Origin of the sequence: Gymnodinialimonas phycosphaerae, from assembly GCF_019195455.1 — a bacterium.
GTDB classification, from domain to species: domain Bacteria; phylum Pseudomonadota; class Alphaproteobacteria; order Rhodobacterales; family Rhodobacteraceae; genus Gymnodinialimonas; species Gymnodinialimonas phycosphaerae.
On sequence record NZ_JAIMBW010000001.1, the window covers coordinates 710,057 to 728,376 of the forward strand.

15 protein-coding genes and 1 pseudogene are annotated in these 18,320 nt (G+C 62.3%); 11 read left to right on the top strand and 5 right to left on the bottom strand.

What is annotated here, in order from left to right:
* The first annotated feature begins 5 nt into the window (after positions 1 to 5).
* The 3 genes and pseudogenes from KUL25_RS03545 to KUL25_RS03555 form a co-directional block, all read left to right on the top strand.
* Entirely contained in the window at positions 6 to 515 is a 510-nt protein-coding gene (locus KUL25_RS03545; protein ID WP_257891670.1) for a TRAP transporter small permease, read from the top strand.
* On the top strand, positions 512 to 1,810 hold the full coding sequence (locus tag KUL25_RS03550; RefSeq protein ID WP_257891671.1) for a TRAP transporter large permease: 1,299 nt from the start codon (positions 512 to 514) through the stop codon (positions 1,808 to 1,810). Before KUL25_RS03545 ends, KUL25_RS03550 begins: the two co-directional genes overlap by 4 nt.
* A gap of 805 nt (positions 1,811 to 2,615) precedes the next feature.
* Positions 2,616 to 3,201, top strand: a pseudogene (locus KUL25_RS03555) (transposase); the annotation flags it as partial.
* A gap of 482 nt (positions 3,202 to 3,683) precedes the next feature.
* On the opposite strand, the gene KUL25_RS03560 reads toward KUL25_RS03555, so the two are convergent.
* A complete protein-coding gene (locus KUL25_RS03560; RefSeq protein WP_257891672.1) occupies positions 3,684 to 3,938 on the bottom strand; it encodes a hypothetical protein in 255 nt (84 codons plus the stop codon).
* 86 nt (positions 3,939 to 4,024) lie between these two features.
* On the bottom strand, positions 4,025 to 5,518 hold the full coding sequence (locus KUL25_RS03565) for a class I SAM-dependent methyltransferase (RefSeq protein WP_257891673.1): 1,494 nt from the start codon (positions 5,516 to 5,518) through the stop codon (positions 4,025 to 4,027).
* A gap of 171 nt (positions 5,519 to 5,689) precedes the next feature.
* Here KUL25_RS03565 and KUL25_RS03570 point away from each other — a divergent pair, with 171 nt between their 5' ends.
* Genes KUL25_RS03570 through KUL25_RS03585 form a run of 4 tightly spaced genes read left to right on the top strand, consistent with a single transcriptional unit; the run spans position 5,690 to position 12,238 of the window.
* Positions 5,690 to 6,967, top strand: coding sequence for an NHLP bacteriocin system secretion protein (locus KUL25_RS03570; protein ID WP_257891674.1), 1,278 nt, complete (start codon positions 5,690 to 5,692; stop codon positions 6,965 to 6,967).
* The gene (locus KUL25_RS03575; RefSeq protein ID WP_257891675.1) at positions 6,967 to 9,114 is read left to right on the top strand and encodes an NHLP family bacteriocin export ABC transporter peptidase/permease/ATPase subunit; all 2,148 of its coding nucleotides are present in this window, start codon (positions 6,967 to 6,969) and stop codon (positions 9,112 to 9,114) included. Before KUL25_RS03570 ends, KUL25_RS03575 begins: the two co-directional genes overlap by 1 nt.
* Before the next feature lie 2 nt (positions 9,115 to 9,116).
* Positions 9,117 to 11,738 (top strand): ATP-binding cassette domain-containing protein, encoded by a 2,622-nt coding sequence (locus tag KUL25_RS03580; protein WP_257891676.1) that lies wholly within the window; start codon positions 9,117 to 9,119, stop codon positions 11,736 to 11,738.
* Complete coding sequence (locus tag KUL25_RS03585) at positions 11,738 to 12,238, top strand: cyclic nucleotide-binding domain-containing protein (RefSeq protein WP_257891677.1); 501 nt, start codon at positions 11,738 to 11,740, stop codon at positions 12,236 to 12,238. Before KUL25_RS03580 ends, KUL25_RS03585 begins: the two co-directional genes overlap by 1 nt.
* Here the strand turns inward: KUL25_RS03585 and KUL25_RS03590 are convergent.
* From KUL25_RS03590 to KUL25_RS03600, 3 genes are all read right to left on the bottom strand, one after another.
* The gene (locus tag KUL25_RS03590) at positions 12,235 to 12,465 is read right to left on the bottom strand and encodes a hypothetical protein (protein ID WP_257891678.1); all 231 of its coding nucleotides are present in this window, start codon (positions 12,463 to 12,465) and stop codon (positions 12,235 to 12,237) included. The two genes, KUL25_RS03585 and KUL25_RS03590, sit on opposite strands and share 4 nt — an antisense overlap.
* Before the next feature lie 58 nt (positions 12,466 to 12,523).
* Positions 12,524 to 12,718 carry a hypothetical protein gene (locus tag KUL25_RS03595; protein WP_257891679.1) on the bottom strand — a complete coding sequence of 65 codons (195 nt, stop codon included), beginning with the start codon at positions 12,716 to 12,718 and terminating at the stop codon, positions 12,524 to 12,526.
* 75 nt (positions 12,719 to 12,793) lie between these two features.
* Entirely contained in the window at positions 12,794 to 12,982 is a 189-nt protein-coding gene (locus KUL25_RS03600) for a hypothetical protein (RefSeq protein WP_257891680.1), read from the bottom strand.
* Positions 12,983 to 13,233: 251 nt separating this feature from the next.
* Here KUL25_RS03600 and KUL25_RS03605 point away from each other — a divergent pair, with 251 nt between their 5' ends.
* The 4 genes from KUL25_RS03605 to KUL25_RS03620 all read left to right on the top strand — a co-directional run bounded on the left by KUL25_RS03605 (position 13,234) and on the right by KUL25_RS03620 (position 18,267).
* Positions 13,234 to 14,364, top strand: coding sequence for an MHYT domain-containing protein (locus tag KUL25_RS03605; protein WP_257891681.1), 1,131 nt, complete (start codon positions 13,234 to 13,236; stop codon positions 14,362 to 14,364).
* A gap of 117 nt (positions 14,365 to 14,481) precedes the next feature.
* On the top strand, positions 14,482 to 15,336 hold the full coding sequence (locus KUL25_RS03610; protein ID WP_257891682.1) for an FAD binding domain-containing protein: 855 nt from the start codon (positions 14,482 to 14,484) through the stop codon (positions 15,334 to 15,336).
* Between the two features lie 13 nt (positions 15,337 to 15,349).
* On the top strand, positions 15,350 to 15,844 hold the full coding sequence (locus tag KUL25_RS03615; RefSeq protein WP_068361952.1) for a (2Fe-2S)-binding protein: 495 nt from the start codon (positions 15,350 to 15,352) through the stop codon (positions 15,842 to 15,844).
* Positions 15,841 to 18,267, top strand: coding sequence for an aerobic carbon-monoxide dehydrogenase large subunit (locus KUL25_RS03620; RefSeq protein WP_257891683.1), 2,427 nt, complete (start codon positions 15,841 to 15,843; stop codon positions 18,265 to 18,267). The genes KUL25_RS03615 and KUL25_RS03620 overlap by 4 nt, the downstream gene beginning before the upstream one ends.
* Positions 18,268 to 18,320: the final 53 nt, after the last annotated feature.

Sequence of the window (18,320 nt, forward strand, 5' to 3'; positions counted from 1 at the left end):
GCCTTATGGACCTTGTCAGAACCATTGCGGACAGGCTGATCGGCCTGTCCGCGCTTATCGGCTCAATCGCGTTGGCGGTGCTGGTGGGCGTTATTCTAGCGGATGTCATTGGCAGCCAATTTGGTATGCCGATTTATGGGGCGCTGGATGTCACGATCATGTCCATGGTTATCGTCGTCTTTGGTGGCATGGCTTTGTGTGACCGTCGCGGTGGCCATATTTCAGTTGATCTGTTGGAGCGGTCCTTTCCGCCGGCCTTGAACCGCGCCATTGATTCAGGGTCCGCCGTTCTAGGTGCCGTGATCTTTGTGACACTAGCTTGGGCCGTATACGAGAGCGCCCAAATCTCGGAGATGTTGAACCTCTCCACTAACCTGTTGCGCCTGCCTAAGGCGTGGTTCCAATACGCCCTGTGTGGATTGGCGATATTCACGGCTCTTGGCATGGTCCTTCGCGCGGTTGAAATCGCGTTCACTGGGCGCGACGTGCGCCGTGATGAGACACACCTCCAATGACAGATACCGCAACCGGGCTACTCGGAATGGGCGCCCTCCTGATCCTCTTAATGCTGCGGGTGCCCGTGGCATTCGCAATTTTTTTGGTAGGATTTATCGGAATATCGGTGCTCAACGGCATGTCGTCGGCTTTCAACCTGATGGCATCTGAAAGCTTCACCCTTGCGTCGTCGCCCGAACTGGTTGTGATCCCATTGTTCATCTTGATGGGCAATATCACTGCTGCCACGGGAATGAGCCGACAGCTTTACGATGCTGCTTACGCGATTATTGGATCTGTTAAAGGCGGCTTGGCGTCCGCCACGATCCTGGGGTGCGGAGGTTTCGCCGCGCTGTCGGGATCATCTGTCGCCTCGGCCCTGACCATGGGCCGCGTGGCGCTGTCGCAGATGGACCGCTTCAACTACAACCAACGCTTGTCCACGGGAGCTGTGGCAGCTGGCGGCACACTTGGCATCCTGATCCCATCGTCGACGGGCTTCGTGATCTACGCGATCCTCACGGAACAATCCATCGGCCGCCTGTTCCTTGCGGGCATCCTACCGGGCATCCTTTTGCTGACCCTGTTTGTACTGGCGATCACCGCAATCTGTGTCATCAAGCCAGAGTTCGGCCCCGCTGGCCCGCGCACCACATTGTCCGAGAAGACCCGCGCGTTTGTTGCTGCCGCCCCGATCCTTGGCGTTATTGCGCTGACCATCGGTGGCATTTATGGCGGCTATTTCTCACCCGTCGAGGCCTCCGCTGTCGGGGCGGTGATGGTGATTACCCTAATCCGCCGTACACTCACGTTCAAAATCCTGTTTGAGGCTCTGCGCGGCAGTGTTGTCACGACGGCCACGGTCATGTTGATCCTGATCGCCGCCCATATGATCAACCCGTTCCTCGCGCTCAGCCATATCCCGTCTGCAGTGGGGGAGTTCATCGACGCGTTGGGCCTGTCGCCGATGGCGATCCTTGGGCTGATCTTGCTGATCTATCTGATCCTCGGCACGTTCCTAGAGGGCTTCGCCATGCTGGTCCTCACGCTGCCGATCTTCTTTCCGATCATCGTGGCGCAAGGCATCGATCCGATTTGGTGCGGCGTACTTGTGGTGCTAACGCTTGAAATGGGACTAATCTCGCCACCTGTGGGCCTCAACGTGTTCATCGTGAAGTCCGTGGCGCCCAAGGTGCCGCTGTCAGACATCTTCGTTGGCGTGATCCCGTTCTGGCTCATGATGTTGGTGACGATCCTAATCTTGCTGGCCTTCCCGCAGATTGCCTTGATGCTGCCCAACGCGATGATCAACTAGCGCTTGGCAGGCGGCGTGCCGTGGGTTTGGAATGCCTCGAACGTTTCGAGGCCCCATGCGTGGCCCCTCTTAAGGTCCGTCTCGGTCCAGCACACTGGTTCCCCAATCCGGCGCTCGGATCAGGCGTGCGCCCGCATTTGCCAACCCCTTCCGGTTGCCCGCAGGTTCCCTTACATACAAAAAGAACGTGCCTTGAATGGCATGCTTATGGCGGCTCGTCTCAATATGGATACCGTCTTGCAGAAAAATGTCAGCGGCGCGTGGAGTGCTTTCGCGCTGATCGGTGGCGTAGGTGACTGGTGCGGACGACCCTTGGCATCGCCTTGTTACTCGGTGCAGGCAAGATCTTACGTCTTGTTGTTGATCGTGAACCAGCACGCACCGATGCGCCCATTGTCGGACCGCCGCGGGGCTGCCCTTGTGAACGCTTGGGCGGGGTTCTTTAGTGCCGTTTTGATCGGTGTCATTGGCCCTATTGCGGTTGGTGTGGCAATAGATCTCAAACAAATGGCCAAACGGATCTTCGGACCGGAACGCGCCCATGGCTCTGGTCGCCTTCGGCGCATCCGTGGGTGGTGTAATCGCTGGTCTCAATCGCCTCAACGCGCCGCTCCAATGCCTCGGACGAGGCAGACCAATTCCCTATCTGCGCCATACCAGTCGTATCTGAGGCGGTCAGCTTCAACGTACAGAATTCATAGTCATCTCAAGCGCGCAAATAAGCACTGTTACTGTCGCGCGGGCCTTTTTGCACAAATGGAATGAGGGGATTCATCTCGCGAGTACAGCATGATAGCTGGTAGCCATGAGCAGTTGGACCCGTACGAGTACAAGACGACGAATTGGTCGTCCTACAATGCTAGCCTGAAGCAGCACGGATCGTTGTCGATTTGGTTTGATCCTGAAATGATCTGGATGCCAGTGCCGACAGGCAAACGTGGTCGGCAGCAGCAGTTCGGCGATGCTGCGATCCAAACCTGTCTGAGCTTGAAGCTGCCGTTCGGGCTACCGCTGCGGCAGACGACTGGCTTCGTGGAAATCTTACTGTAATTGGTCGGCCTGGATTGGGCTGCGCCTGATTTCAGTACGCTGTGCCGTCCATTGTCCGGCGACACATGCTACATGTGTGAGAGGGGCCCGAAGAAACTGAATGTCAGTCGTCCATATAGAGGTGGAACCGGCCCGCTTAATCTTCTCATCGACAGCTCCGGTATCAAGGTTGAGGGGGAAGGCGCCCTCTCGGCAACATGCCTTGCATGCGCCTTCCGGGTAGTTAATGAAACGCCCGCAAACATGGCGGCTCGAAGCGGCGCATTTGGCGCAAGATACATACGGGGATCGACGAAGAAACGCTGGAGGTTCAGGCTGTCGAAGTCACGACCAGCAATGTCGACCTGTCCCGTTTTTATGCCGTCCTTAGCGCTCGTTTAAGCCACCTTCCGTTCGAAGGCGACAGGGCTTTTCCAGCCCGAATGTCTTTGAATCCCTATCTTCCCTCGTCATTTCTTGCTGCACAACTTGCAGCACGCAGATTGAACAAATGTAACTAAAACAATAATATAGTTGTTTTCAGGTTTGCTGCCTTCGGACTGTCTGTCCGCCATTTCCCTTATCGCGCTGCCGCCTCCGACCGCTTGAGCGCATGGTGCTTGTTTCGAAGGTCGTCCTTTTTTACTCCGTCCCCACTTGACCTGCTGACACCACCTTCAGGCGACGCGTTCGGATGGAGGGGTCCGAGGCTGTTGGCCGCCGAGACCAAAGCCTTGCGGTGTCCTGAAACAGCGACGCCCCCGGAGATGAAACCGTCTGGGACCGGGGGCGCGGGCGTGTTGGTCAATCGACTGGCGATATCCGCTTGCGCGGTCCGTACCGATCAGCGCTTCAGGAAGCTTTCTTTGGACGCGCCGATGCGCAGGTCCGAGCCGTCCTGGAACGACTTGCCGCCTTTGCCCTTGCTGTCATTTTCCGTGTACCCCTTCACGTCGTGCTCTTTCATGATGCCACCCCGCAGTGGCGTCCCGCCCTTGTGCGCGCCATCCGCAGCCGTGTAGCCGCCTTGGACGCCGTCCAGTTCATCGTCGGTCAACTCGACCTTGCTGTTCTCGGTGGTCTTTTTCATGTCACTCATAGCAATCTCCTAACTAAATGGTATCTTTCAAAGGCTGTATCTTGCGGGCGAAACGTTATGCAGGCCGGTCGCACGCATCAATACTTTTAACGCGCCGCCCGCGGTTCCGGGAGGGAGGAATTCCTTACCGCAACGCCCAATCGGATCATGCGGCGGCGGACTTCCTGGCTGATCTCGGCGGCGGAAATCGCCGTTTCTGGGTCATCCAGATCGGCATCCGATGCAAGGTATCGCGCGCGGATCACCGGTTCCGAGGCGGCGGCAGACAGGATGTCTGCGGGTGACGTTGCATGCAAGGCAACCTCGATGGCGCGCGCGTCCATTGGCCCATGGGCTCCGGCCAAGGCAAGGATATCGGGGCCTTGCGGCGTCAGCGCGCTATTCGCCAGTCGCGTGTTAAGCGCTTCGGCGACCTCCGTCGCAGCGGGTGGTGCCGCAGGTCTCACAAGGCGCGCGATCAGCAGGCAGTCGACCGCGTTGCGGATATCGGGTAGCCCAAGACCAAGATCCTCGGCCAAGCGATCCAGCCGCGCGGGGCCGCTTTGCAGCGCTGTCACGACGCCGCGCGCGGCGGGATTGTCAAAGCGGATCGTGCCCGCAGGCCCGCGCACCATCAGCTCAACATCCGCGTCACAATGGGCAACGAGCCACGTGGTATCGAATGCCTCGGGCGCTTCGTGCTGCGGGTCCTTGCCGTAAAGGTCGATGCGAAACCGGGTGTTTCGGATCACGTCCACAAGGCTATCGCGATAAATGTCATCCTCAACCTCTTCCAGCGCGGCCCGTTGACCGGACCTGAGGGTCAGGTCCGGGCGCGTGCGGTCCATGATGGCCTGGCCTAGGTAAGTCAGCCCCCGCGCGGCCATCTGTGCTTTGACGTCAGCGCTCCAGAGCGGCTGCCACGCGTCGTTGAGGTATTCGTGGGGAAAATAGTCGGGCGGCATTTGCGCGAACGTTTCTTCGACGCGATCCGCTACGTCTGCGCCGAGGCCCGGCAAATTCAGCTCTGCCATCGCGCGGACCTGATCATGGGCGGCACGAAAGCGTTCAAACCCACTGCCGTCCTTGCTGCGCGCCAAATTATACACCGTGTGCTGGTAGATAAGATCGTCGGTCCATCCCGGCAGTGCGTTGTAGCTGATTGCGCAAATGCCACCGGGGGCGGTGCGCTGCGCCGCCAGATCCATCGCTTGGCCGCGGACAAGCGGCGGCACCCAGGCGATCACCCCATGCATCGTGACGAAATCGCAGGGCGGGCCCTGCTGCGCCAGCGCCTCGTCAAACAGGGCGTGGGTCAGGTCCAGGTTGTCCAACCCGGCCCCGAAGGCGCGTCCCCGCGCAATGTGCTCGGCCATTCCGTCAAGCCCCTCGAACCGTGCTTCCGGGTGGCTGGCCGCCGTAAGCGCCAATCCAAGCCCGTCGCCGCAACCGATATCCAGCATTCGGAAGGCGCGGCAAAGGTCGGGGGCGGCCCATCCGTGCCGCCGCGCCATGGCGGAAAGATTGGCGGGGGTCAGACGTTCATGAAACAGGCTGGGGTAGGCGGTTTCAGAGAAGTATCCATCAAGCTCATTTGACATTGTCGCGATCCGCCTGCGCTGTCATGGTTCGGCTGTTGCACCACCGAAGGGGCCCGCTCGATTACGTTGGTTGCAACCGGTACCGCTCTGCGGGCCGCAACAACGCGCCGTTACCTATTGTGATGTAACGCCTTTTGTTTACACTCCCCTCCATTGTTTGAGGAGATTTAGGTGGCGCGCAAGATTTTTCGCCAAGCTGCGCTGGAACGGATGGCCAGCCCGGAACGACTGGATCGGCCGGTGCGACTGGTTGGGGCGTCGGGTTGGTTGGTCCTTCTGTGCCTTGCGTCACTGATCGGTGCGGGCGTGTTTTGGGCGGGCGTGACAATGGCCCCGATCAAGGTGCGGGGCGAAGGGATCCTGATCGATGAGGCGGGGCTGGTGGAACTCGTCTCGGAACAGGGCGGATTGCTGCAATCCATCGACATCGCGCCTGGGGATTTGATCGAGGAAGGGCAAGTGGTCGCCCGCCTGTCCCGCTCGGAACTGCGCCGCGAACTGGCGGGTGCTCAGGCGCTTCTGGCGGATCAGCAGGAACGCTACAGCCAGCTTCTTGCGGCCCAGGACGCGCGGTTGGCGCGCGAGACCAGCGCAGATGCCCGCAGTCTGGCCGCGTTGGAGCGGACCTTGGAAGCCCTGCGCGCACGTCTTCCGGTCCTGCAAGAACTGGCGCTGGAGCTTGTGCCCCTGGCCGAGCGCAACGTGGTCCCCCAAAGCCGTCTGCTTGAAGCGCAGATCGCGGTGGCGGATTTGGAAGAGCGGATATCCAACCTGGTGGAGGACGCGCAGGATATCGAGTTTCAGGCCAGCGAACGGGAGGCCACGCGCGAATTCGAATTGCTCGAAGAACGCCTGGCGATTGATGAACGGGTCCGCGTGATTGCCCGCCTGGAGGCGCAATTGTCCGAAGAGCGTGTGATCGTTTCCCCCTACACAGGCCGTGTGGTCGAATTGCAGGTGAACGCGGGCGACGTGCTGCCCCTGGGCGGCACCCTGGCCACGTTGACCCAAACCGGAGAGGGGCGCGCCTTGGTGGCGCTGATGTTCGTGCCACCGGAAGAGGGCAAACGGATCGAGCCCGGCATGTTGGCCGAGATCGCGCCCACAACGGTCGAACGTGAGGTTTTCGGGCATATCCACGGCGAGGTGATTGCCGTCTCGGAACTTCCGGCAACGCCGGAGGGCATGCGCCGGGTCTTGCAGAATGATCAACTGGTTCAGCAGCTTTCGCTGGAAGGCGCGCCGATCGAAGTGCGCATCCGCCTGTTGCCTGATGCGGACACGGAAACGGGGTTTGCGTGGTCGGCCTCGGACGGGCCGGTGTCGGGGGTGAATGCCGGTACGCTTCTGGGCGGGCAGATCGTGCTGGAGGAACGCCCGATCATCGATCTCGTGATCCCCGGGGCCTCCGTGCGGTTGGCGCGGCTTCTTGAGGACGCGACCCCCTGATGTTTGGGGCGACGGGCCGGGCGCGCACCCAAAGCGTCTTGCAGCTTGAGGCCGCTGAATGCGGCGCGGCGTCCCTGGCCATGGTGCTGGGGTATTTCGGCCGCTTTGCGCCTTTGGATGAGTTGCGGACGCTGTGCGGCGTGTCGCGCGACGGGGCCAAGGCATCGTCGCTTCTGAAGGCCGCGCGCAGCTTCGGCTTGACCGCCAAGGGCCTCAAGGCTGAGCCGGAGGCGCTGCGCACGATGAAGGGCCCAATGATCGCCTTCGTGAATTTCAACCACTTCCTTGTGGTCGAAGGTGTGCGGCGCAACCGGGTCTACATCAACGACCCCGCCTCGGGCCGCCGGGTCGAAACGCTGTCCGAGTTTTCGGACAGTTTCACCGGCGTGGTCCTGACGTTTGCCAAGGGCGAGGGCTTCAAGCGCGGCGACACGCGTCCGGCCCTGATCCCGTCGCTCCTACGCCGGATGCGCGGCTTTGGCGGCGCGCTGTTCTTTGCGTTCCTTGTGTCCCTGGCCCTTGTGGTGCCGGGCATTCTGGTGCCGTTTTTCTCGCAGATCTTTGTCGATTACATCCTCGTGCGGTCGTTGGAGGATTGGTTGGTGCCCTTGCTGATCGGCATGGGGCTGACGGCGGTGGCCCGCTTCATCCTGATCCAGCTTCAGGGCATGACGCTTCTGCGATTGGGCGAGGCGATGACGCTTAGGAATGGGCAAGACCTGTTCCAACACATGATGCGCCTGCCGATTGCCTTTTTCGAGCAACGCTTTTCCGGCGAGATCGCGGATCGTGTGCGCCTTAACGAAGACCTCGTGTCGCTTCTGACGGCGCAACTGACAGGCGCCGCCCTCAACGTCATCACGGCGACGCTGTTTCTGGTGGCGATGCTGACCTATCACCCGATGATCACCCTGGGGGTGGCGGGGTTGGCGGCGCTGAACGTGGTCATTCTGGCGGTCTCGACCCGCCTCATGTCCGAGAGGTTTCGCAAGATCTCGATCGAAAGCGGCAAGCTGACCGGGGCCAAGGTTGCGGGCCTCAAGGATATGGAGACGTTCAAGGCCTCGGGCGCGGAGGACATGCTTTACACGCGCTGGACCGGGCTGTTGGCCAATCTAACCAATGGCACCCAGGCCGCCGCGCGCGCGTCTGCGTGGCTTTCGCCGCTTCCGGGGCTCGTCTCGATTATCATCGGGATTTTTGTGCTGATCGCGGGCGGTTACGCGGTGATGCAGGGGCAATTGACCTTGGGCGAGTTGGTTGCCCTGCAATCACTGGCTGCGTCCTTTGCCGCACCTGTCACGGGCCTTGCAGGCTTCGGGGCCGAGTTGCAGCAAGTCCGCTCCTTCACACAGCGCCTTGATGACATCATGGAGCAAGACCTTGATCCCGGATTTGCCGCTGACAGGCCGGTGCGGGCGGATGCAGTCCCCTCGGGCTCGGTGCAGTTGCGCGATGTGTCCTTCGGATACAGCCCGTTGGAAGCGCCTTTGCTGGACGGTTTGAACCTGTCGATGCACCCGGGGCAACGGGTGGCCTTGGTCGGGACCAGCGGGTCAGGCAAATCGACGCTGGGCAAGCTGATCACCGGCATGGCCTATCCCAGCGCCGGCACGGTCGAGATCGGCGGGCGGCCCCATGCCGGTTGGACCCGTGAGGCCTTGGCCGCGCGCCTGGCTTACGTCCGCCAGGATGTGGTGATGTTCAAAGGCACGGTGCGCGAAAACCTGACGTTGTGGGATGACACGATCCCGGAAACCGACCTGGTGCGCGCCGCCCATGATGCGCAGATCCACGCCACCATCGCGCAGCGCCCGGGCGGCTATGACGCCGAAATGACAGAGGGCGGCAAGAACTTCTCGGGCGGGGAACGGCAGCGGCTGGAGATTGCGCGCGCCTTGGCGACGAACCCGTCCGTCATCGTGTTGGACGAGGCGACTTCGGCGCTGGACGCCATGACCGAGCACCGGGTGATGGAGGCGATCCGGCGGCGCGGCACCACCGCTATTGTCATCGCCCACCGCCTGTCCGCGATCCGCGATTGTGACGAGATTATCGTCCTTGATCAGGGTCAGATCGCCGAGCAGGGGCGCCACCAGGACCTGATGGCTGCCCGGGGCCTCTACGCCCATTTGATCGAGGCATAGGGATGATGGATTTTCCCAACTCCACTGCGAACACTCTCTCCCCCCTGACGGTGGACCGGGGCGCGCCGATCGTGCTGCCCATTGGGTCCATCGCCTGGGTAATCGAGGCCGGAGAGGTCGAGGTATATGTCGTTGGGGACACGGGGCGCGATTTTCTGGCCGAGTTATCGGTTGGCGACGGGCTGCTGGCGATGCGCGGCCCGGAAGATGTGCATTTGCAGATCGTGGCCACCGAACCCGCGCGCCTGACCTCCCTTGACCAAAATGACCCTGCATTCAGCGCCGTGGCGCAGCAGTGGCTGGATCGCCTGACGGCTTTGATGCCCGGCCCGGACGCCACCGATCTGGACGCCGCCGCCTCGGACACCGCCGACCCGGACACCGCAGACTTGGAAACCTCAGACCTGGACGCCGTCGATATCGTGGACCCGTTCGAGGCGACCGAGGCGGCCATTGCGGCGCTGGCGCAAGACTACGCACAGGGCCGGGAAGGGGAGGACGCACGCCTCGTGTCGCGCCTGTCCCGCGGCACGGCCGACGACGATGTGCCCGCCAACCGCACGGCGGCAGCGCTGGGTGCCATCGCGCAATCGCTGGGGGTGCCGATGGAGGCGGGCAGCCTGGCCGCGTTGCGTGCCGACGGGCAGGTGCCGTCCCTGTGCCGCCGCGCGGGACTGCGCGCGCGCGCCGTCGTGCTAGAGGCTGGATGGCACAAGCGCGACCAAGGCCCGCTCTTGATTCGCCGCAGCGACACGTCCCACGCGCCCGCCACGCCCGGGGGGGGCGAGGCCCTGATTTGGGACGGTCGCCGCTACCGTGACCCGGACGGCGTGCGCCTGAGCGCGCGCGCGGCGGAGGATGTCGACCACGTGGCCTACACCGTCTCGGCCCCGCTGCCCGAGGACGTCTTGGGCTTCTGGTCCCTCGCGCGCTACGTGCTGCGCACCAGCAACCGGCGCGACGGCATGGTGGCGGCCTTCGCGGCGCTGATCATGGCGGGGCTCGGTGTCCTGACGCCGCTGGCCATCGTCTGGCTTTTGTCCGACATCGTGCCTGCGGGCATGGTGGGGCTCTTGTTTGGCGTGGCCGTCGCCCTCGGCGTGGCGGCGCTGTTTTCCACGCTGCTCAGCACCGCGCAAAGTCTGGCCGTCACCCGCCTTGGCGGGGCAGGGGCCGTGGCGCTGGATTCAGCGGTGACGGACCGTCTGCTGAGGCTGCCAACGAGCTTCTTCAAGGGCTACGCGCCGGGCGACCTGAACCAACGCATCGGCCACCTGCAACAGATGCGCGGCCTTGTGATCTCCATCGCGTTCAGCGCTGTGCTGACGACCGTCCTGTCGCTGGTCTATCTGGCCGTCCTGCTGACGTATGATCCGCAATTGGCGCTGATCGGGGTTGGCCTTGTGGCCGTCTATATCGTCGCCGTGGCCATCGCGCGGGTGTTGCAGATGGGGCCGCTGCGCGAAGCGGCAGCGCTGGATGGCGATATCTCGGCGCTGACCTATGAAACGCTGGACGGGGTCGCCAAGCTGCGCGCCTCTGCCGCCGAGGATCGCGCCATTGCTCGCTGGTTGGATGTCTATGCCAAGGAACGCGCGGTGCAGATCAAGGCCGGCAAGATCGGGGTGGGATTTGGCGCGTTCTCGGACGCGTATCAGACCATCACCTTGATGATCCTCTTCGCGGGGGCTGGCGCCTTGGCGGCAGCGGACGCCCCGGCGGGTGTCTTCATCGGCTTTCTGGCCGCCTTCGGGGCGTTCCAGGGGGCTTTCATCGGCCTGTCGTCGGCGCTGCTGGAGATCTACGCAGCCCAACCCCTGATGGACCGTGCACGCCCCATCCTTGAGGCCGCCCCCGAGGTCGCGTTGGGGCGCAAGGACCCCGGTGTCCTGCGCGGCGAACTGGAGGCCTCGGGCCTGACCTTCGCCTACCAGCCGGGAAGTGCGCCGGTGCTGAACCGCTTGGATTTCAAGGTCAAACCCGGTCAGCACATGGCCGTTGTCGGCGCATCTGGGTCCGGTAAATCGACACTTCTGCGCCTGTTGCTGGGGTTCGAATCCCCCCAGACCGGCACCATCCTTTACGATGGGCAGGAACTCAGCCACCTCGACCTGACCCGCGTGCGCGGCCAGATCGGCGTGGTGCTGCAAGCCTCCGAGTTGTTCGCGGGGTCGATCCTCGACAACATTCGCGGGGCTTCGGACACGGATCTTGAAGACTGCCTGCGCGCCGCCGATCAGGCCGGGCTGTCGCGGGATCTGGAATACTTCGCCATGGGCATCCACACGCCGATCACCGAAGGCGCCAGCACGCTGTCGGGCGGGCAGCGCCAGCGCATCCTGATCGCGCGGGCCTTGGCGGCCAAGCCCAACATCCTGTTCTTTGACGAGGCGACCTCGGCGCTGGATAACGCCACGCAGGCCGTCGTGTCAGAAACGCTCGATCGGCTTCAGGTCACGCGCATCACCATCGCGCATCGCCTGTCCACCGTGCGCCACGCGGACCAGATCTGCGTGTTGGAAGACGGGAAATTCGTCGAACAGGGGCGGTTTGACGATCTCATGGCCCAGAACGGGCGCTTCGCTGACTTGGCGCGACGGCAATTGACGGAAGAGGACGTGTGATGCGCAAGGGGTTGATTATCTTGGGCGATCTGAAGGATCAGGACCTGATCTGGCTGTCGCAGAACGGCACGCTGCGGCGGCTCTCGGCAGGCGACCGTCTGATCACGGAGGGGGAGCAGGTGAGCGATCTGTTCATCATCACCGAAGGCGGCTGCGACGTCACGGTGCAGGGGGCCCGCGTCGCGCAGCTTGGCGTCGGCGATATCATGGGCGAGATGTCGTTCGTGGAAAAGGCGGGCGCCAGCGCCACGATCACGGTGGCGGAGGCCTCGCGCGTTCTGGCCGTCCCGCAAAAGGCGCTACTGGCGCAGTTTCGCGATGACGAAGGCTTTGCCGCCCGCTTCTACCGCGCGTTGGCGGTGTTCCTGTCGGATCGCTTGCGGTCCATGGCACCGGGTGCGGACGCGGACGAGCTGGACGAGGGCCTGTTGGACACGCTGCATGTCGCAGGCGACCGGATGCTACGCTTGATCAGCCTGTTGGAAGGGCAGCAGCGCTAGATTTCGTTATCGCCCGCTTGGGCCACGATGTTCTTCTCGGTCTCGCCGATGTAGGGCTTCCGGCCATCGCGCGACAGGATCATGCCTTTGCGATCCACGCTCCGGCGCAGTTTCATGGACTCCCCCGCGATATCGCCGATCTTGAGGTAGCCGCCGGTGACGGAGTCGAGCTCTTCCGCCGTGAGGTCTTCGACCTGTGGCTTTGCGGGTTTCGTGGTGTCGGTCATGGGATATCTCCTATGGTCACTGAGAGGGGATTTCGCCGTCAGCGCAACAAGCGCCGCGCTAGATGCTGCCGTCGCCCGATTGGGCCACGATGCGCTTGTCGCGCGGGGCGCGCTTCACCGCGTCCGCCTCGTCAAACTGCAAGACGGCCTTGCTGTCCCGCGCGGCTTGCACGGCGGGCAGCAGAAGGCCACCGCCCTGAACGCCATCAAGGTCCGTGTCGGTCAGGTCGTTGGTTTCGGGTTTATCGGTCATGGCATCGATCCTTTAAATAAAGCCCAACCGCGCCACCCGAAAATCGAATGGCGCGCGTGGTGTGATCGCCTGCGATCAATTCTCCATCGTGATCTTGAGATAACCGTCGCCATCGCGCTGTTGCTTCAGGCCTTTGCCGTCGGCGCCTTTCAAGTGGGCTTCGCCCGAGTCCTTGCGAACGGTCCATTCGATTTTCTCATAGCCGCCCTGAACGTCGTCCAGATCTGCGTCGGTGAGAGTTTCGGTTTTCGCTTTGTCAGTCATTTAAAAGTCCTTCAGTCTTCAATTTCGATGAACATACAAAGCTACAATACTCCATTTCGCGCAACGAAGGGAGTCCGGTCTTGACAATGAAACGAATCTGATACTCAGGGACGCAATCCGCGCCTGGCGGCGTGCTTGTGGCCATTGTCCGCCGCTCTCTTCTCTTGATCCCGGGTGTCGTCTGGCATCCGGCACTGGCGTGGGGCTTACGGGGTTTGCAAAGCGCACAAGATTTGGTCATCTTGTGCGATATGGAAATCCTGAGTGTCAGTCACAGCGGCTTTTTGGTTGCGATGTCCTGTGTCGTGGCGCTTGTGGCGGGATTCACAGGCCTGTCGCTGACGCGCGACCTCTCGAAAAAGCCGCTGTTCCAGAAGAAGGCGTCGATCGCGCTGGCGGCGGTGGCCCTTGGGGGCGGCATCTGGGCGATGCATTTCGTCGCCATGTTGGGGCTGAAGATGCCAATCCCATTCTATTATGACGCGGCGATCACGCTGGTCTCGGCGCTTTGTGCGATCTTGCTGGTGGGGGCGGCCCTGATCTTGCTGCATTTTACCGAGCGCACGCCTGTGATGATTGCGGCAGCGGGGGCGATCGTTGGGGTGGGCGTCCTGGTGATGCACTACATCGGGATGGCGGGATTGGAGATGTGCCGCGCCACCTACACGGTGCCGGGGGTCGTCTTCTCGTCGGTCGTGGCGATCGGGCTGTGCATGCTGGCGTTCTGGATCGCCTACGGACAGCGGACCAAACGCAATATCGTGCTGGGGACGATCTGCTTTGCGATTGCGGTGTGCTCGGTGCATTTTCTGGCGGTGTCGGGCACCCGTTTCGTTGCAGAGCCAAGCGTGGCCGAGTTCGGCCCCGCCATGAGCAATGAGACGCTGGCGCTTGGGGTGATCTTCTTCAGCTTTGTGATCTTCGGGGCCTGCCTTTGGGTCAGCGTAACGTATCTGGTCCCCGCTGAGGCCGCGTCCCGCGCGCCCGAAAACCAGCCCACAGCCGCCGCGGTGCCCAATGCGCGCGGCCATGGCCTTCAAATCCCTTGCGAGCGGGATGGCGCCAAGGTTTTCATCCGCTCCGACGATGTTCTCTTCGTGCGGGCCGATGGCCATTACACACAGATCTACACCGGGTCCGAGCGGTTGTTTTGCGCGTGGCCCGTGACCGAGGCGTGCAAGCGCCTTCTGCCTGTCGGGTTCTTGCAGACGCACCGCAGCTATCTGGTCAATCCGGCCCGCGTCTCGCGGTTCGAGAGGACCAAGGACAAGGGGCGGTGCATCTTCGAGGGCGACGGCATGCCGCCCGCCCCGGTCAGCCGCTCCAAGCTGAAGCTGATCCAAGATGCGCTGACACTACAGGCCGGCGCAATTGGTGCGTGAGCGGGCGCATTTCGTGCAAAAGAGCAGTATTTCATTGATTTTCTAGTGCCCTCGCATGCCTTGGTATGCAGCTTCTCCTTCAAGCCAGAACATTCGCTTCAAGGGAGGAGAAAGCCGATGATTCCAGCGGCATTTGACTATTATCGCCCCAAGGACATGGACGGCGTGCTGTCTATTCTTGAAGAACACGGAGACGATGCGCGCGTCATGGCGGGGGGGCACAGCCTGATCCCGATGATGAAGTTGCGCATGGCCGACGTGCCGCATCTGATCGATCTTCAGGATGTGGGCGGCATGTCCGATATCGAGATCGGCGGCGACGCGATTTCGATCGGCGCCATGGTCACCCAGGCGGACATCATCGACCACGGCCCCCTGGCCGAGGCGGCGCCGATCCTGCGTGAGGCGGCCTTGCAGATCGCCGATCCCCAGGTGCGCTACATGGGCACCGTCGGCGGCAATGTCGCCAATGGCGACCCCGGCAACGACATGCCCGGCCTGATGCAGTGCCTGGATGCGGTGTTCACCGTCGTCGGGCGCGGTGGTCCCCGCGATATCCCGGCTCGGGACTTCTACGAGGCGGCCTACATGACCGCCCGCGAGGACGACGAAGTTCTGACCAAGGTCACGCTTCCGATGCCAAGGGGCGGCTACGCCTACGAGAAGCAGAAGCGCAAGATTGGTGATTATGCCACTGCCGCCGCCGCCGTGCAGATCGTCAAGGAAGGTGACACCTGCGCCTCGGCAGCGATCGCGATGACCAACCTCAGCGACACGCCGATCTATTCCGAAGCGGCCGGTGCTGCGCTGGTCGGCACCTCGCTGGACGATGCAGCCCTCAAGGCGGCTCTGGCAGCGATGTTGGGCGACATCGACCCGACCGAGGACAACCGCGGCCCCGTCGCATTCAAGAACCATGTGGCGGGCGTCATTCTGCGCCGCGCCATCGAGCGCGCCTGGTCGCGGGCGTAAGGGAGGAAAGCAGATGCCAAAAAAGATGCACATCACGTTGAAGGTGAACGGCAAAGAGGAAGAGTTCCTGGCCGAGCCGCGCGAACTGTTGATCTACACCCTGCGCGAGCGGCTCAACATCACCGGGCCGCACATTGGCTGCGAGACGTCCCATTGCGGGGCCTGCACGGTCACGATCGACGGCAAGTCGGTGAAGTCCTGCACCATGTTCGCCGTCCAGGCCGAAGGGGCCGAGATCACGACGATCGAAGGGATCGGGGGGCCGGACGATCTGCATCCCTTGCAGACCGCTTTCAAGGAACACCATGGCCTGCAATGCGGCTACTGCACGCCGGGCATGATCACGCGGGCCACCAAGTTGTTGGAGGAAATCCCCAACCCCACGGAAGAGGAAATCCGCTTCGGGATGGCCGGCAACCTCTGCCGCTGCACCGGCTACCAGAACATCGTGAAAAGCATTCAGGCCGCCGCGGCTGAAATGTCAGCTGCAAAGGAGGCTGCGGAATGAAGGACGAAGTTTCACGCGAGGATCGTATTGATAACCTCAAAGGCATGGGCTGCTCGCGCAAGCGCGTCGAAGACGCCCGTTTCACCCAAGGCAAAGGCAAATATGTCGATGACATCAAGCTGGACGGGATGCTGTTTGGCGATTTCGTCCGCTCGCCCTATGCCCACGCCCGGATCAAGAACATCGATATCTCTGCCGCCATGGAAGTCCCCGGCGTCCTCGCCGTTCTGACGGCTGCGGATCTGGAGCCGCTTGGCCTCCATTGGATGCCGACGCTGGCAGGTGACAAGCAGATGGTTTTGGCCGACGGCAAGGTGCTGTTCCAAGGCCAGGAGGTCGCCTTTGTCGTGGCCGAGGATCGCTACGCCGCCGCCGACGGGATCGAACTGGTGGAGGTCGACTATGAAGAGCTTCCCGTGATCGTCGATCCGTTTGAATCGCTGAAGTCAGACGTCGTGTTGCGCGAAGATCTGGTGGCCGAGGATGGGACCATCCCGCCGGGTGCCCACGGACCGCGCAAGCACCACAATCACATCTTCACCTGGGAAGCGGGTGACAAGGACCCGACCGAAGAGGTGATCGCCAACGCCGAGGTCGTGGCCGAAGAAAGCATGTACTACCACCGCACCCATCCCTGTCCGCTGGAAACCTGCGGCTGCGTGGCCAGCATGGATAAGGTCAACGGCAAGCTGACGCTATGGGGCACGTTCCAGGCCCCCCACGCGATCCGCACGGTGGTGTCGCTGATCTCGGGCATCGAGGAACACAACATCCGCGTCATCTCGCCCGATATCGGCGGTGGCTTCGGCAACAAGGTGGGGGCTTATCCGGGCTATGTCTGCTCGGTCGTGGCCTCCATCGTGACGGGCAAGCCGGTCAAGTGGATCGAAGACCGGATGGACAATCTGATGACCACCGCCTTCGCCCGCGACTACCACATGACGGGCCAGATCTCCGCGACGAAAGAGGGCAAGATCACCGGCCTCAAGTGCCACGTGACAGCCGACCACGGCGGCTTTGACGCCTGCGCCGACCCCACCAAGTTCCCGGCGGGCTTCATGAACATCTGCACCGGGTCCTACGACATTCCGACCGCCTACCTTGAGGTCGATGGTGTCTACACCAACAAGGCGCCTGGCGGCGTGTCCTATCGCTGTTCCTTCCGGGTGACGGAGGCCGTCTATTTCATCGAGCGGATGGTCGAGGTTCTGGCCATCAAGCTGAACATGGACGCGGCAGAGCTTCGCCGGATCAACTTCATCAAGAAAGAGCAGTTCCCCTATACCGCAGCGCTGGGGTGGGAATACGACTCCGGCGACTATCACACCGCCTGGGACAAGGCGCTGAAGGCCGTCGACTATGACGGGCTGCGGGCAGAGCAAGCCCAGCGGGTCGAAGACTTCAAGGCGGGCAAGACGCGCAAGTTGATGGGGATTGGCCTGAGCTTCTTCACAGAGATCGTGGGTGCAGGCCCGGTGAAGAACTGCGATATCCTCGGCCTCGGCATGTTCGACAGCTGCGAGATCCGCATTCACCCCACAGGCTCGGCCATCGCGCGGTTGGGCACGATCAGCCAAGGGCAAGGGCATGCGACGACATTCGCGCAAATCCTCGCCTCGGAAATCGGCCTGCCAGCCGACAGCATCACCATCGAGGAAGGCGATACCGATACGGCCCCCTATGGCCTTGGTACCTACGGGTCGCGTTCCACCCCCGTTGCGGGGGCGGCCACGGCCATGGCAGGCCGCAAGATCCGCGCGAAAGCACAGATGATCGCGGCCTATCTGTTGGAGGTCCACGACAACGACGTGGAATTCGACGTGGATCGTTTCGTCGTCAAGGGCGCGCCCGAGCGGTTCAAGACGATGAAGGAAATCGCCTTCGCGGCCTACAATCAGGCCATTCCGGGACTAGAGCCGGGGTTGGAGGCGGTCAGCTACTACGATCCGCCCAACATGACCTATCCGTTCGGCGCCTACGTCTGTGTCATGGATATCGACGTGGACACCGGCGTGCCGGAAATCCGCCGCTTCTATGCGCTGGATGACTGCGGCACACGGATCAACCCGATGATCATCGAAGGGCAGGTTCACGGCGGCTTGACCGAGGCGCTCGCCGTGGCCCTGGGGCAGGAGATTGCCTACGACGACATGGGCAATGTGAAGACGGGCACGCTGATGGACTTCTTCTTGCCCACAGCCTGGGAGGTCCCGAATTACGAGACCGACTTCACCGTCACGCCGTCGCCGCACCACCCGATTGGCGCAAAAGGCGTGGGCGAAAGCCCCCACGTGGGCGGCGTGCCGTGTTTCTCCAATGCGGTGCAGGATGCGTTCCGGCCCTTCGGCAACACGCATACCAACATGCCCCACGATCATTGGCGCATCTGGCGCACAGCCAACGAGTTGGGCTTGCACGACTAGAGGCTTCGAATTTCGCTTCGCGAAATCCGACCACGCGGGGGAGGCGCTGCCTC

Bases quoted from the DNA above. Each gene is read 5' to 3' on its own strand.
- KUL25_RS03545 (WP_257891670.1), top strand. From the start codon at position 6: ATGGACCTTGTCAGAACCATTGCGGACAGGCTGATCGGCCTGTCCGCG.
- KUL25_RS03550 (WP_257891671.1), top strand. From the start codon at position 512: ATGACAGATACCGCAACCGGGCTACTCGGAATGGGCGCCCTCCTGATC.
- KUL25_RS03560 (WP_257891672.1), bottom strand. From the start codon at position 3,938: ATGAGTGACATGAAAAAGACCACCGAGAACAGCAAGGTCGAGTTGACC.
- KUL25_RS03565 (WP_257891673.1), bottom strand. From the start codon at position 5,518: ATGTCAAATGAGCTTGATGGATACTTCTCTGAAACCGCCTACCCCAGC.
- KUL25_RS03575 (WP_257891675.1), top strand. From the start codon at position 6,967: ATGTTTGGGGCGACGGGCCGGGCGCGCACCCAAAGCGTCTTGCAGCTT.
- KUL25_RS03580 (WP_257891676.1), top strand. From the start codon at position 9,117: ATGATGGATTTTCCCAACTCCACTGCGAACACTCTCTCCCCCCTGACG.
- KUL25_RS03585 (WP_257891677.1), top strand. From the start codon at position 11,738: ATGCGCAAGGGGTTGATTATCTTGGGCGATCTGAAGGATCAGGACCTG.
- KUL25_RS03590 (WP_257891678.1), bottom strand. From the start codon at position 12,465: ATGACCGACACCACGAAACCCGCAAAGCCACAGGTCGAAGACCTCACG.
- KUL25_RS03595 (WP_257891679.1), bottom strand. From the start codon at position 12,718: ATGACCGATAAACCCGAAACCAACGACCTGACCGACACGGACCTTGAT.
- KUL25_RS03600 (WP_257891680.1), bottom strand. From the start codon at position 12,982: ATGACTGACAAAGCGAAAACCGAAACTCTCACCGACGCAGATCTGGAC.
- KUL25_RS03605 (WP_257891681.1), top strand. From the start codon at position 13,234: ATGGAAATCCTGAGTGTCAGTCACAGCGGCTTTTTGGTTGCGATGTCC.
- KUL25_RS03610 (WP_257891682.1), top strand. From the start codon at position 14,482: ATGATTCCAGCGGCATTTGACTATTATCGCCCCAAGGACATGGACGGC.
- KUL25_RS03615 (WP_068361952.1), top strand. From the start codon at position 15,350: ATGCCAAAAAAGATGCACATCACGTTGAAGGTGAACGGCAAAGAGGAA.
- KUL25_RS03620 (WP_257891683.1), top strand. From the start codon at position 15,841: ATGAAGGACGAAGTTTCACGCGAGGATCGTATTGATAACCTCAAAGGC.